This is a genomic window from Modestobacter versicolor (assembly GCF_014195485.1).
Classification (GTDB): Bacteria; Actinomycetota; Actinomycetes; order Mycobacteriales; family Geodermatophilaceae; genus Modestobacter; species Modestobacter versicolor.
In genome coordinates this window covers 1,183,064-1,196,196 of record NZ_JACIBU010000001.1, presented here as the reverse complement: position 1 = coordinate 1,196,196, position 13,133 = coordinate 1,183,064, and the positions used below count along the sequence as shown (strand labels likewise).

13 protein-coding genes are annotated in these 13,133 nt (G+C 76.4%); 5 read left to right on the top strand and 8 right to left on the bottom strand.

Translation table 11 applies throughout. From position 1 onward, the window contains the following. Positions 1-45 precede the first annotated feature (45 nt). The 4 genes from FHX36_RS05790 to hrpB are packed head-to-tail and all read right to left on the bottom strand — an operon-like array spanning position 46 to position 4,920. Positions 46-1,254, bottom strand: coding sequence for an MFS transporter (locus tag FHX36_RS05790; protein WP_220035983.1), 1,209 nt, complete (start codon positions 1,252-1,254; stop codon positions 46-48). After that, on the bottom strand, positions 1,251-1,835 hold the full coding sequence (locus FHX36_RS23805) for a TetR/AcrR family transcriptional regulator (RefSeq protein ID WP_110552811.1): 585 nt from the start codon (positions 1,833-1,835) through the stop codon (positions 1,251-1,253). The genes FHX36_RS05790 and FHX36_RS23805 overlap by 4 nt, the downstream gene beginning before the upstream one ends. Further along, on the bottom strand, positions 1,832-2,401 hold the full coding sequence (locus FHX36_RS05780) for a sugar O-acetyltransferase (protein ID WP_110552810.1): 570 nt from the start codon (positions 2,399-2,401) through the stop codon (positions 1,832-1,834). Before FHX36_RS05780 ends, FHX36_RS23805 begins: the two co-directional genes overlap by 4 nt. A 38-nt stretch (positions 2,402-2,439) precedes the next feature. Beyond that, positions 2,440-4,920, bottom strand: a complete 2,481-nt coding sequence (hrpB, locus tag FHX36_RS05775) for an ATP-dependent helicase HrpB (protein WP_183513583.1) — start codon at positions 4,918-4,920, stop codon at positions 2,440-2,442. An 87-nt stretch (positions 4,921-5,007) separates the two neighbouring features. Between hrpB and FHX36_RS05770 the strand changes: the two genes are divergently transcribed. Both FHX36_RS05770 and FHX36_RS05765 read left to right on the top strand, forming a co-directional pair. Continuing rightward, positions 5,008-7,098, top strand: coding sequence for an elongation factor G-like protein EF-G2 (locus FHX36_RS05770; protein ID WP_110554115.1), 2,091 nt, complete (start codon positions 5,008-5,010; stop codon positions 7,096-7,098). A 23-nt stretch (positions 7,099-7,121) separates the two neighbouring features. Further along, positions 7,122-7,778 carry a radical SAM protein gene (locus FHX36_RS05765; protein ID WP_183513582.1) on the top strand — a complete coding sequence of 219 codons (657 nt, stop codon included), beginning with the start codon at positions 7,122-7,124 and terminating at the stop codon, positions 7,776-7,778. A 55-nt stretch (positions 7,779-7,833) separates the two neighbouring features. Here FHX36_RS05765 and FHX36_RS05760 read toward each other — a convergent pair whose 3' ends face one another. Next, positions 7,834-8,199 (bottom strand): nuclear transport factor 2 family protein, encoded by a 366-nt coding sequence (locus FHX36_RS05760; RefSeq protein WP_110554128.1) that lies wholly within the window; start codon positions 8,197-8,199, stop codon positions 7,834-7,836. A 162-nt stretch (positions 8,200-8,361) separates the two neighbouring features. On the opposite strand from FHX36_RS05760, the gene FHX36_RS05755 reads away from it, so the two are divergent. The 3 genes from FHX36_RS05755 (at position 8,362) to FHX36_RS05745 (ending at position 11,890) form a co-directional block, all read left to right on the top strand. Beyond that, positions 8,362-9,411 carry a TIGR03885 family FMN-dependent LLM class oxidoreductase gene (locus tag FHX36_RS05755; RefSeq protein WP_110554129.1) on the top strand — a complete coding sequence of 350 codons (1,050 nt, stop codon included), beginning with the start codon at positions 8,362-8,364 and terminating at the stop codon, positions 9,409-9,411. A 28-nt stretch (positions 9,412-9,439) separates the two neighbouring features. Further along, entirely contained in the window at positions 9,440-11,119 is a 1,680-nt protein-coding gene (locus FHX36_RS05750; protein WP_110554130.1) for an alpha-amylase family protein, read from the top strand. 129 nt (positions 11,120-11,248) lie between these two features. Continuing rightward, the gene (locus tag FHX36_RS05745) at positions 11,249-11,890 is read left to right on the top strand and encodes a hypothetical protein (protein ID WP_183513581.1); all 642 of its coding nucleotides are present in this window, start codon (positions 11,249-11,251) and stop codon (positions 11,888-11,890) included. Here the strand turns inward: FHX36_RS05745 and FHX36_RS05740 are convergent. From FHX36_RS05740 to FHX36_RS05730, 3 genes are read right to left on the bottom strand one after another with little or no spacing between them, the layout of a single operon-like run. Continuing rightward, positions 11,865-12,248 (bottom strand): DoxX family protein, encoded by a 384-nt coding sequence (locus FHX36_RS05740; RefSeq protein WP_181428789.1) that lies wholly within the window; start codon positions 12,246-12,248, stop codon positions 11,865-11,867. The two genes, FHX36_RS05745 and FHX36_RS05740, sit on opposite strands and share 26 nt — an antisense overlap. After that, entirely contained in the window at positions 12,245-12,727 is a 483-nt protein-coding gene (locus FHX36_RS05735) for an SRPBCC family protein (RefSeq protein WP_110552565.1), read from the bottom strand. The genes FHX36_RS05740 and FHX36_RS05735 overlap by 4 nt, the downstream gene beginning before the upstream one ends. Continuing rightward, positions 12,724-13,086, bottom strand: coding sequence for an ArsR/SmtB family transcription factor (locus FHX36_RS05730; RefSeq protein WP_220035968.1), 363 nt, complete (start codon positions 13,084-13,086; stop codon positions 12,724-12,726). The genes FHX36_RS05735 and FHX36_RS05730 overlap by 4 nt, the downstream gene beginning before the upstream one ends. Positions 13,087-13,133 lie beyond the last annotated feature (47 nt).

Here is a 13,133-nt window from a genome sequence, read left to right as displayed (position 1 = left end):
TCCGGTCGGCGCCCGGCCTGCCCGGTGGGGCCGGTGCGCGGGCGGTCACACCTCCGCGCGCGGCTCCGCCGGGAGCGGCCGCAGCGAGCCCGCGACCAGCACCGCGATGCCGAGCAGGACGGCGACGACGGTGAGCGCGCGCAGCACCGTCACCTGCTGCCCGAGCAGCCCGATCAGCGGCGGGCCGGCCAGGAAGGCGCAGTAGCCGATGCTGGCCACCACGCTCACCCGGGCGGCGGCCCGGGCCGGGTCGTCGGCGGCGGCGCTCATCCCGGTCGGGAACCCCAGCGAGGCACCGGCCCCCCAGAGCAGCGCGCCGAGGAAGGCGACGGTGGGGGAGCCGAACACGAACAGCAGCAGTCCGACGACGGCGAGCCCGGCCAGCAGCCGCACCACCGGCACGCGGCCGTACCGGTCCAGCAGCGAGCCGCCGAACCAGCGGGCCAGGGTCATCGCGGTGAGGAACAGCGCGAAGCCGAGCGTGCCCACCGTCTCCGAGGTGCCGTGGTCGTCGATGAGCGCGACGCCGAGCCAGTCGTTGGCGGTGCCCTCGGCGAAGGAGAAGGCGAGCACGACGACGCCGACGAGCAGGGTGCGCGGCTCCCGCCAGGCGGCCAGCGCGCTGCCCTGCGGGGCGGGCTCGCCGTCGGTGCCGGTGTCCACGTCGGGGACGAACGCCCGGGCGGCGAGCGGCACCGCGACGGCGACCAGGACGGCGACACCGGTCAGGTGCGCGGGCACCGGGACGCCGAGGGCGACCATCGCGGCGCCCAGCAGCGCGCCGGCGACGGTGCCGAAGCTGAACCCGGCGTGGAAGCGGGACATGACCACCCGGCCCAGGTGCCGCTCGACCACCGCGCCCTGCACGTTCATCGCGACGTCCCAGGCGCCGTTGGCGAACCCCATCACGAACAGCCCGACCGCCAGGACGGCGACCGTGCTGACCGAGCCGAGCGCGATCACGCCCAGCGCCGCGGCAAGCGTGAGGGCCATGACCACGACCGTCCGCTGCGAGCCGATCCGGCCGATCAGCGTGCCCGCCAGCGGCAGGGCGATCACCGACCCGGCGGCCAGCGCCAGCAGCACCAGCCCGAGGGCGGCCGGGTCGAGGTCGAGCCGGTCGCGGACCTGCGGGATGCGCGAGGCCCAGCTGGCGAAGGCGAAGCCGGCACCGATGAAGGCCACGTAGACGGCGCGCATCGCCGCCGTCACCTGGGCCGGGCCCGGTGCGCGTCGGGCGTCGGTGGTGGTCACGGGTGCTCCTGTCCTGAGCCCGTGGGCCGCACGGCCCGGGCGATGATCTCGTGGGTCTCGGCGCGGGAGACCGGCCGGGTGGAGAGGACCTTGTGCATGACCAGGCCCTCGATGAGCGCGTCGACGCCGCGGGAGGTGGTGGGGTCGACGAACCGCTCCAGCACGCTGCGGCTGCGGCGCATCCAGGACTCGGTCACCGCGCGCAGCGCCGGGTCGCGCACCGCGGCGAGGTTCAGCTCGTAGGCGACGGCCCAGTCGCGGTCGTCGGCGTCGGCGTCGGCGTGGACCAGCCCGGTGACCGCCTCGACGAAGTCCTCGGTGCTCCGGACGTCGGCGAAGCGGGCCTCGTAGTCGGCCGCCATCCGCTCGGCGTGCCGGGTGAAGGCCTGGGTGAGGAGGTCGTCGAGGCCGGTGAAGTGGTAGGTCAGCGAGCCCAGCGGGACGTCGGCGGCGGCGGCGATCAGCCGGTGCGTGGTGCCCGCGACGCCGTGCTCGGCGATGACCTCGATGGCCGCGTCGACGATCCGCGAGGCGCGGTCGGGGTCGTGCCGGCGGGCCGGGCGGTCGGCGGCGGCCGTCACCCGATCGACCGGACGACGCGGGCCGGGTTGCCCACCGCGACCACGTCGGCCGGCAGGTCGCGGACGACCACCGAGCCGGCGCCGACCACGGCGTTCGCCCCGATCGTGACGCCGGGGCAGACGATCACGCCGCCACCGAGCCAGACGTTGTCCTCCAGCACGATCGGCTCGGCGGACTCCCACTTGTCCCGCCGCGGGCCGGGCTCGACCGGGTGGGTGGCGGTGAGCAGCTGGACGTTGGGCCCCATCTGCACGTCGTCGCCGATGGTGATCGTCGCGACGTCCAGGCAGACCAGCCCGAAGTTGGCGAAGGCGCGTGCGCCGACCGTCGTCCGGTAGCCGTAGTCGCAGTGGAACGGGGCGCGCAGCTCGCTGCCCGGGCCGAAGGCGCCCAGCAGCTCCTCGAGCACGGCACGGCGGGCGGCGCCGTCGGTGGGGTCCATGGTGTTGTACCGGTGCTGCAGCTGGCGGGCGCGGGTGCTCTCCGCGGCCAGCTGGGGGTCGTCGGCGATGTAGGGGTCACCGGCGAGCATGCGGTCGCGCATCGAGCGCTGGTCCTCGGCCATGTGTACGACCGTACACAACGGGTGTACGTCCGTACACATCAGCTCCCGCGTGGCTTCGCCCGGCGGGTCGGGACGGCGGCGGCCGGGTCCTCGGGCCACGGGTGGCGCGGGTACCGGCCGCGCAGCTCGCTGCGGACGGCGGGGTAGCCGGTGACCCAGAACCCGGCCAGGTCCGCGGTCGTCGCGACCACCCGGGACGCGGGGGACAGCAGCTGCAGCCGCAGCGGCCGGCCGGCGACCACCGGCGCCGCCGCCCAGCCGAACACCTCCTGCACCCGCACCGACAGCGTCGGCACCGCCGGGTCGCCGTAGTCGACGCGGACCCGGGAGCCGGTCGGCACCTCGACCCGCTCGGGCACCAGCTCGTCGAGCCGGCCGGCCAGCTGCCAGGGCAGCAGCGCGCGCAGCGCGGCGACGACGTCGACCCGGGCCAGGTCGCGCCGGCGCCTGGCCCCGGTGAGCGCGGGGCTCCCGGACAGCGCGGCGAGCAGGGAGTCGTCGTCGACCGCCGGCCACGGCTCGCCGAGGCCGGCCCGGGCGGCGGCCAGCCGCTCGCGCAGCGACACCGCGGCCGGCGTCCAGCTCAGCAGGCCGAGCCCCTCGGTGCGCAGCCCCTCGGCGACCGCCGCGGCCAGCGCGGCCGGGTCGGGGTCGGGCAGCGGGCGCTCGGCGAGCACGATCGCGCCGAGCCGCTCGACCCGGGCCGCGGCGACGTCGCCGTCCCGCCAGGCCACCTCCGGCCCGTCGGTGTGCGCGACCGCCCCGGCCTCCAGCGCGGTCGCCTGGTCGATGGCGACCGCCGACCGGACCCGGGCGTCACGGCGGCCCGGCGACCGGTCCGCCGCGGCGACCGCGAGCCAGTCCGCCCCGCCGAGCGCGGTGCCCGGCGGCAGCTCGGCGCCGGTGCCGGCGGCCAGCAGGTAGGTGCGCTCGGCGTCCGGCCGGCGGCGGGCCAGCCACTCCGGGTGCGCCAGGCCGACGACCAGCCCGGCCGCGGCGTCGTCGGGCACACCGGTGTCCGGTGCGGCCGGGGCTGCCCGGGACAGCCGGGCGACCTCGTCGGTCCACCGGCCGTCGCGGCTGCGGCGGACCTCGCGCCACCCGGCGACCAGGTCGTCGGTCCGGGCGGGGACGTCGCCGGACAGCAGCGCCACCACCTCCGCGGCCCGCCGGCGGCCGACCAGCGGAGCGCCGTCGAGCAGCGCGCGGGCCAACCGCGGGTGGGCGCCCACCGCGGTCAGCGACCGGCCGCGCGGGGTGACCCGGCCGGCGTCGTCGACCGCGCCGAGCCGGCGGAGCGTCTCCCGGGCAACGGTGAACGCCGCGGCCGGTGGCGGGTCGGGGAGCGCCAGCCCGGCGCCGTCCGGGGCGCCCCAGCAGGCCAGCTCCAGGGCCAGCCCGGTGAGGTCGGCGCCGCTGATCTCCGGCTCGGCCGCGGCCGGCAGCCGGTCGTGCTCGGCCTGCGACCACAGCCGGTACACCCGGCCCGGCGCCTCGCGGCCGGCCCGCCCGGCGCGCTGCACCGCCGAGGCCCGGGACACCCGGACGGTGCTGAGCGCCCCCATGCCGCGGGCCACGTCGAAGCGCGGCACCCGCGCCAGGCCGGCGTCCACCACGGTGCGCACGCCGGGCACGGTCAGGCTGGTCTCGGCGACGTCGGTGGAGAGCACGACGCGGCGGCGCGGGCCCGCGGTGAGCGCGGCGTCCTGCTGGGCGGCGGGCAGCCGCCCGTGCAGCGGCCGGACGTCGGCGTCCACCCCGTGCAGCAGGCCACCGACCCGGGCGATCTCCGCGGCGCCGGGGAGGAAGACGAGCACGTCGCCGGTGGTCTCGGCCAGCGCCCGGACGACCGCGGCGGCCACCGCGGCGAGCAGCCGGGGGTCGACGCTCGTGCCGTGCGGCGGGGCCACCGGCGGGCTGGGCGGGCACCACACCGGCTCGACGTCGTGCAGCGCCCCGGTCGCCTCGACCACCGGTGCCGGCCCGTCGTCGCCGCCCATCAGCTCGGCCAGCCGGCCGGCCTGCGCGGTCGCCGACATCGCCAGCAGCTGCAGCTCCGGGCGCAGCGCCGTCCGGACGTCGAGGCTGAAGGCGAGCGCCAGGTCGGTGTCCAGCTGCCGCTCGTGGCACTCGTCGAGCACGACGGCCGAGACGCCGGGGAGCTCCGGGTCGGCCTGCAGCCGGCGCACCAGCAGGCCGGTGGTGACCACCTCGACCCGGGTGGCGGCGCTGCGCCGGCTGTCGCCGCGCACGCTGTACCCGACCGACCCGCCCACCGGCTCGCCCAGCAGGGCGGCCATCCGGCGGGCCGCGGCCCGGGCGGCGACCCGGCGGGGCTCGGCCACCAGCACCCGCCCGGGCACCCGGCCGGCCAGCGCGAGCGGCACCAGCGTCGTCTTGCCGGTGCCCGGCGGGGCGACCAGCACCGCCGCCCCGGCCCGGTCCAGTGCGGCCGCCAGACCGGGCAGCGCCGACCGCACCGGGAGGTCGGTGCCCGGCGTCCCGGTCGGTGGCAGCACCCGGCCAGTCTGTCGCCCCTTGTCCCGGCGCCCCCGCGGGGCCACGCTGGCACCACTGGGGACGACGACGTCTCACCGGAGGTCCGCGTGGCTGCACACGGGAGCAAGGACAACGGCCGGGAGGCCTCCGGGGCGCCCGCGCCCCGGTCACCGGAACGGGTGCGCAACGTCGCCCTCGTCGGTCGGCCGGGGGCGGGGAAGACGACGCTGGCCGAGGCCCTGGTGGTCGCCACCGGCGCGCTGCCCCGGGCCGGCCGGGTCGAGGACGGCACCACCTGCCTGGACACCGACGACGTCGAGGTGCGGCTGCAGCACTCGGTCACGCTGCACGCCGCCACCGTCGAGCACGCCGGCCACCGGGTCACGCTGCTGGACACCCCCGGGGCGCCGGACTTCCTCGGTGAGCTGCGGGCCGCGCTGCGGGCGGCCGACGCGGCGCTGTTCGTGGTCTCCGCGGTCACCGGCGTCGACGCCGGCACCGTGCAGCTGTGGGACGAGTGCGCCGCGGTCGGGCTGCCGCGCGCCGTCGTCGTCACCCAGGTCGACCGGCCGCGCGCCGACGTGCCGGCCGTCGTCCACGCCTGCCAGGAGCAGCTGGGGCTCGGGGTGCACCCGCTGCAGGTCGTGACGGCCGGCGCGGTCACCTCGCTGCTGGAGCCCGAGCAGGGCGACCCGGAGGCCGACCGGCTGCGCGCCGAGCTCATCGAGGCGGTGATCGCCGAGAGCGAGGACGAGGCGCTGATGGAGTCCTACCTGGCCGGCGAGCCGGTCTCGGTGCCCGAGCTGGTGCCCGACCTGGAGACCGCGGTGGCGCGCGGCGCGTTCCACCCGGTGCTGTGCACCGCCCCGCTCACCGGGCTGGGCGTAGCCGAGCTGCTCGACCTGCTGGTCAGCGGGTTCCCCTCGCCGCTGGAGCGGCCCTGCCCGGAGGTCGCCCGGCCCGACGGCACCCCGGCCGGCGCGGTCGGCTGCGACCCCGCCGGGCCGCTGGTCGCCGAGGTCGTGAAGACGACGACCGACCCCTACCTGGGCCGGATCTCGCTGGTCCGGGTCTTCTCCGGCACGCTGCGCCCGGACGCCGCGGTGCACGTCTGCGGGCACGGCACCGGCCACGGCTGGGGCGAGCAGCACCCCGACCACGACGCCGACGAGCGGGTCGGCACGATCTCCAGCGTGCTGGGCAGCGTGCTGCGGCCGGTCGCCGAGTGCCCGGCCGGCGACGTCTGCGCGGTGGCCCGGCTGACCACCGCGGAGACCGGCGACACGCTCTCCGACCCGGCCCGCCCGCTGGTGGTCACGCCCTGGCCGCTGCCGGTGCCGCAGCAGCCGGTGGCGGTGGCCGCCGCCTCGCGCAGCGACGAGGACCGGCTGGCCGCGGCGCTCACCCGGCTGGCCGCCGAGGACCCGACCGTGCGGGTCGACCGGCGGGTCGACACCGGGCAGCTGCTGCTGTGGACCGTCGGCGACGCGCACGCCGAGGTGCTGCTGGACCGGCTGCGCACCCGGTACGGCGTGAGCCTGCACACCCCGCCGGTGCGGGTGCCGATGGTCGAGACGCTGGCCGGACCGGCGACGGTCACCGCCCGGCACGTCAAGCAGTCCGGCGGGCACGGGCAGTACGCCGTCGTCGTGCTGGAGGGGCGACCCGGGCCGCCCGGGTCGGGGATCACCTTCGGCCAGCGGGTCGTCGGCGGCGCGGTGCCGACGCAGTTCCACGGCAGCGTGGAGAAGGGCGTGCGCGCCCAGGCCGCCCGGGGCGTGGCGCACGACCGGCCGCTGGTCGACGTCGAGGTCACCCTGGTCGACGGCAAGGCGCACTCGGTCGACTCCTCCGATGCCGCCTTCCAGGCCGCCGGCGCTCTCGGGGTGCGGGAGCTGGCGGCCGCCGCCGGCACCCAGGTGCTCGAGCCGTGGTGCGCGGTCGAGGTGACGGTGCCGGCCGAGCACGTCGGCCCGGTGCTCAGCGACCTCGCCGGACGGCGGGGGAGGGTCACCGGCAGCGTCGCCGAGCCCGACCGCGACGCCACCACGGTGCAGGCCGAGGTGCCGGAGCGGGAGCTGCTCAGCTACGCCGGGGCGCTGCGCTCGGTGTCGCACGGCACCGGCCGGTTCACCCGCCGCCCGCTGCGCCACGAGCCCGCCCCGGCCGCCGTCGTCGCCGACCTGCAGCCCGCCTGACGGGCGTCGAGCAGGCCGGCGGCGTGACCTCCTGGCTGCTGGTGCACCCGCCGCTGCTCGGGCCGGCGGTGCTCGGGCCGCTGGCCGCCGAGCTGCGTTCCCGCGGGAACGCCGTCCGGGTGCCCGACCTGCGCGACGCGGTGCGGACGGCGGCCGGCTGGCCCGACCGGTGCACCGCCCTGGCCGCCGCGGGCGGGCCGGCCGACGTCGTCCTCGGGTTCTCCGGCGCCGGTGTCGTGCTGCCGTCGGTGGCCGCTGCGGTGCGGGCGCACCGGGTGGTCTGGCTCGATGCGCTCGTGCCGGCCGTCGTGGGGCTCACCGTGACGCCGCCGGAGCGGCTCGCCCAGCTGGCCGGGCTCGTCCGCGGCGACCGTTTCGCCCCCTGGCCGACCTGGTGGCCGCCGGAGGTGCTCGCCGCGGAGCTGCCCGACCCGGCGCTGCGCGCCGCCGTCGCCGCCGAGGCCCCCGAGCTGCCCGCCGACTTCTACTCCGTCGCCGTCCCGGTGCCCGCGTCCTGGCCCGACGACGACGTCCGCTACGTGCAGCTGTCGCCCGGCTACGACCGCGACGCCGCCGAGGCGCGGGCACGCGGCTGGCCGGTCCTGGGCGACGGCCGGGGCAGCCACCTGGACGTCGCCGCCCGGGCGGGCGGGGTGGCAGCGTCGATCACCTCGGGCTGAGCGGGGTCTCGCGAGCGCGGAGACCCCGCCCAGCGGGAGGTGATCACCGGCCCGGTCAGCCCGGCACCCGGTCCAGGAAGCCGTACACGCTGCGCAGCCGCCCCGCGTCGTCCCGCACCGCGACGTCGAACCCGACCACGGGGGCCTCGGCGGCGTCGGCCGGCCCGAGCTCCCAGTGGAACCGCGCCTGGTCGTGGTGGGCGTCGACCGGCCCGGCCAGCCGGAACACGAAGCCGGGGAACTGCTCCTGCACCGCGCCGATGGTGGCCGCGATCGCCTCCCGGCCCTCGGCGTCGACCAGCGGGTCGACGTAGCGGGCGTCCTCGGCGTAGAGCGCGGCCACCGCCGTCCGGCGGGCCTCCGGGTCGGTCTCGTTCCAGGCGGCGATGTAGCGCCGGGCCAGGTCGTCGAAGCTGCTCATGGCGTCTCCTCGGGATCGGGGTGGAGCGGCCCGCACCGGGCCGTCGCCGTCGAGCCTGGGCGGCCGCGCGCGGGGCGTCGATGACCTGCCAGGTCATGCCGGCGACTCGTTGCGAGCTGCACCCGCCCTGCAGGTGATCGTGATCATCGGTAGGCATGGGGCATGACCGTGATCGGCTTCCACAACTCCCACGAGCAGGTCCACCCCAGCGACCTGCTGCGGGCCGTCCAGCACGCCGAGCAGGTGGGCTTCACCGCGGCCATGTGCTCGGACCACCTCGAGCCGTGGAACGAGCGGCAGGGGCACTCGGGCTTCGCCTGGTCCTGGCTCGGCGCCGCGCTGGCCACCACCGGGCTGCCGTTCGGCGCGGTGAACGCCCCCGGTCAGCGGTACCACCCGGTGATCGTCGCCCAGGCCATCGCCACCCTCGGCTCGATGTTCCCCGGCCGGTTCTGGGTCGCGCTGGGCTCCGGCGAGGCGATGAACGAGCACGTCACCGGGCACGTCTGGCCGAACAAGGAGCTGCGCGACGCCCGGCTGCGCGAGTGCGTCGACGTCATCCGCGCGCTGCTGGCCGGTGAGGAGGTGAGCCACGAGGGGCTGGTCACCGTCGACCGCGCCCGGATCTGGACGCTGCCCGAGCAGCAGCCCGCGCTGATCGCCCCGGCCGTGACGGCGAGGACCGCGGCCCGGCACGCCGAGTGGGCCGACGGCCTGGTCACCATCAACCAGCCGCACGACACCCTGCGCGAGGTCATCGACGCCTACCGCGGCGCCGGCGGGCGGGGCACGCTGACGATCCAGGTGCACGTCTCCTGGGACCCCGACCCGGACCGGGCGCTCGCCCTGGCCCACGACCAGTGGCGCAGCAACGTCTTCCCGCCGCCGCTGTGCTGGGACCTGGACACCACCCGCGCCTTCGACCAGGCCAGCACGCACGTCCGGCCCGAGGACATGCACGACGCGGTGCGCATCTCCAGCGACCTGGCCCAGCACGCCGCCTGGATCCAGGAGTACGTCGACCTCGGCTTCGACCAGGTCTACCTGCACCACGTGCCCAAGGACCAGATCCCGTTCCTGGACGCCTTCGGCGAGCACGTGCTGCCGCAGCTCGACGTCACCTCACCGGCTCCCGCGGTCGCCATCGACCCGCCGGGCCCGGCCGAGCCGCTGCGCCCCGAGCAGACGCCGCAGCCCGCCGTCCTGCCCTGATCCGACCGTTCCGAGCAGAGGAGCAACCATGCGGATCACCGACACCGCCGACCTGTGGTGGAAGAACGCCGTCGTCTACTGCCTGGACGTCGAGACGTTCATGGACTGGGACGGCGACGGGTGCGGCGACTTCGCCGGCCTCGCCCAGCGGCTGGACCACCTCGCCGACCTGGGCGTCACCTGCCTGTGGCTGATGCCCTTCTACCCGACCGCCGAGCGCGACGACGGCTACGACATCACCGACTTCTACGGCGTCGACCCGCGGCTGGGCACCCACGGCGACCTGGTCGAGGTCATCCGGACGGCGAAGGACCGCGGCATGCGGGTCATCGTCGACCTGGTGGTCAACCACACCTCGGCCAAGCACCCGTGGTTCCGGTCGGCCCGGTCGTCGAAGGACTCCCCGTACCGCGACTGGTACGTCTGGCGCGCCGACCCGCCGCCGGACACCTCCGCCGACGTCGTCTTCCCCGACCAGGAGGACAGCATCTGGGAGCTGGAGGAGAAGACGGGGGAGTGGTACCTGCACAAGTTCTACAAGGAGCAGCCCGACCTCAACGTCGCCAACCCCGAGGTCCGGGACGAGATCGCCAAGGTCATGGGGTTCTGGCTCCAGCTGGGCCTCGACGGCTTCCGGGTGGACGCCGTCCCGTTCCTGCTGGAGACCTCCGGCATCCCGGAGGAGGAGGCCGAGCGCTTCCCCGACCCGCACCAGTACCTGCGCGCGCTGCGCCAGCTGCTCAACCGCCGCGCCGGAGCCGGCGTGCTGCTCGGTGAGGTGAACCTGCCGCACGACCAGCAGGCGGAGTTCTTCGGCGGCACCGACGGCGACGAGCTGACCATGCAGTTCGACTTCATCGCGATGCAGGCGATGTACCTGTCGCTGGCCCGGTGCGACGTCACCCCGCTGGTCGACGCGCTGACCAGCCGGCCGGCCATCTCCCCGGACGCCCAGTGGGGGATGTTCGTGCGCAACCACGACGAGCTGACCCTGGACAAGCTCAGCGAGGACGAGCGCGCCGAGGTGTTCGCCGCGTTCGGCCCCGAGGAGCGGATGCAGGTCTACGGCCGCGGCCTCACCCGCCGGCTGCCGCCGATGCTGTCCGGCGACCCACGGCGGGTGCGGATGGTCTACAGCCTGATGTTCTCCCTGCCCGGCACCCCGGTGCTCTTCTACGGCGAGGAGATCGGCATGGGGGAGAGCCTGGCCGCCGAGGGGCGGCTGGCCGTGCGCACGCCGATGCAGTGGACGGCGGGGCGCAACGGTGGGTTCTCCACCGCCGCGCCGGGGAAGCTGCCCGGTCCGGTGGTCGAGGGCGGGTTCTCCCCGGAGTTCGTCAACGTCGCCGACCAGCGGCGCGACCCGGACTCGCTGCTGTCGTTCATGAAGCTGCTGATCCGCCGCTACCGGGAGTCGCCGGAGCTGGGCTGGGGCACCTTCGAGGTGCTCGGGCAGCCGCACCCGCAGGTGCTCGCCCACCTCACCAGCTGGGACGACGGCGCGCTGGTGGCCCTGCACAACCTGGGCTCCGAGCCGCGCACCGTGCCGCTGGTGCTGCCCGGCTGCGGCGCCACGCACCGGCTGGAGGACCTGCTGCAGACCGGCAGCACGGCGCTGGCCGACGACGGCTCGGTCGAGCTGGCGCTGGAGGGCTACGGGTACCGCTGGCTGCGGGTGGTCGCCGAGGACAGTCGCCGGCTGGTCTGACTCTGAGGCCCCGGCGCGGCACGCAGGGTGAGCCCGCGCCGGGGTCCCACCCGTCCCGTCCGCCACACCCGGTGACCTGACCGGGTCCGTGGGTGCACCCACCTAGCGTCGCGCACCGAGGTGATCGCAGTGGGCGAGGAGCAGGACCTGGTGGCTGCCGGGTGGGTCGACCCACGCGGTGGGCGGCAGGGCGGACGACAGGGCGAGACGGGGGCGACGGCAGCGGTGGTGCCCGGGCAGCGGACCGAGGGCGAGCCGGCGCCACCGCCGGACCAGGTGCCCGCGGCGGCGCCGGTCCCGGGTCCGGAGGTCGAGGCGCCGGCCGCCCCAGCTCCGGCACCGGCCGGGGACCCCGGCCCGACCGCGCACCCGACGACCCCGGTCGACGTGGCGGCCCGGCCGCGACCGCGGCCGCGGCTGCCCCGGCGTGACCCGCTGACCCGGATGGGCCCGTGGGCGCCGGTCGCCGGTGCCGCCGTGGGGCTGCTGCTCGGCGTGGTCGTGGTGCTGCTGCTCGCGCCGGCGGTGGACACCTTCGCCCAGCGGCTGTCGCTGGTCTTCGTCGTCCTGGGCCTGGCGCTGCTCGGAGCCGGCGGCACCCTGCTGGCCGACGAGGTGCGGCTGCTGCGCCGCGGGACGCAGGCGGCCGAGGTGCGGTCCGCCGACGTCGGCGCGATCGCCGGACTGCTCAACGGCCTCACCCCGGCCCGCCTGCTGATCACCGCGAGCGCGTTCTCCCTGCTGCTCAGCGCCTACGTGACCCGGGGCTGAGCGCGGCGGTCGTGCCCGCGGCCAGCGCGAGCACGACCGTCACCAGCGGGCTGACCTGCAGCACCGCGACGTTCACCACCGTGGCGCCGACCATCAGGGCGGTCAGCCCGAGCGCCGCGGGTCGGGTGAGCCGGGGGACGAGCAGCCCCACGGCGCCGGCGACCTCGCAGACCCCGACCAGGTAGCGCAGCCACTGGCCGGCGCCGATGTCGTCGAACAGGTCGACGAGCTCGGGTGCACCGGCGAGCTTGGACAGCCCGGCCGCGAGGAACACCACGGCCAGCCCGATCCGGAGCACCCGGCCGAGCACCCGCTGCGGCCGCGGCCCGGTACGGACCGGTGCGGCGGTGGTGCTCACCGGGCCAGCAGCGCGTCGAGGCGCTGGTAGCCCTCGCGGACGCCGGTGTCCATGCCGCTGGCCAGGAAGGCGTCGCGGCCCTCGAAGGAGTCGACCAGCGAGGTGGCGGTGAGCCGGGTGCGGTTGCCGGGCAGCTCCTCCAGCACCAGCCGCTCCAGCGCCACGCCGTCCGGGAAGCCCTCGTAGGTGAACGTCTGGACGATCAGCTCCGACGGCCGCACCTCGTGGAAGCAGCCGTGGAAGCCGTACTCCTGGCCGTCCTGGGTGTGCACGTAGCGGTACGAGCCGCCGGTGCGGCAGTCGAAGTGCTCGACCCGGGCCTCCATCCCGTTCGGGCCCTGCCACTGCACGACCAGCTCGGGGTCGGTGTGGGCGCGGAAGACCTTCTCGCGCGGGGCGTCGAACTCGCGGGTGATCCGGACCAGGGGGACGTCGGGGTCGGCGACGATCTGGGTCTCGGCGGTGCCGGTGCTGGTCATGACGGGCTGCCCTTCGGGGGTGGGGTGGGGGAGACGTCGTCCGGCATCGCGGCCAGGACGTCGTCGAGCCGGCGGTAGCGCTGCTCGGCCTCGCGCCGGTAGCGCTCGATCCACTTCGTCATCAGGTCGAAGACCTGCGCTTCCAGGTGCACCGGGCGGCGCTGGGCCTCCCGGCTGCGGCTGACCAGGCCGGCGTCCTCGAGCACCTTGAGGTGCTTGGACACCGCCTGCAGGCTCACGTCGTAGGGCGCGGCGAGCTCGTTCACGGTGGCGTCGCCGACGGCGAGCCGGGCCACCATGTCGCGCCGGGTGGGGTCGGCCAGCGCCGAGAACACCCGGGACAGGGCATCTGCCGCCACTCGGCCTCCTCTCTTCATCAACCGTTTGGTTGATGAAGAAGCTAGGC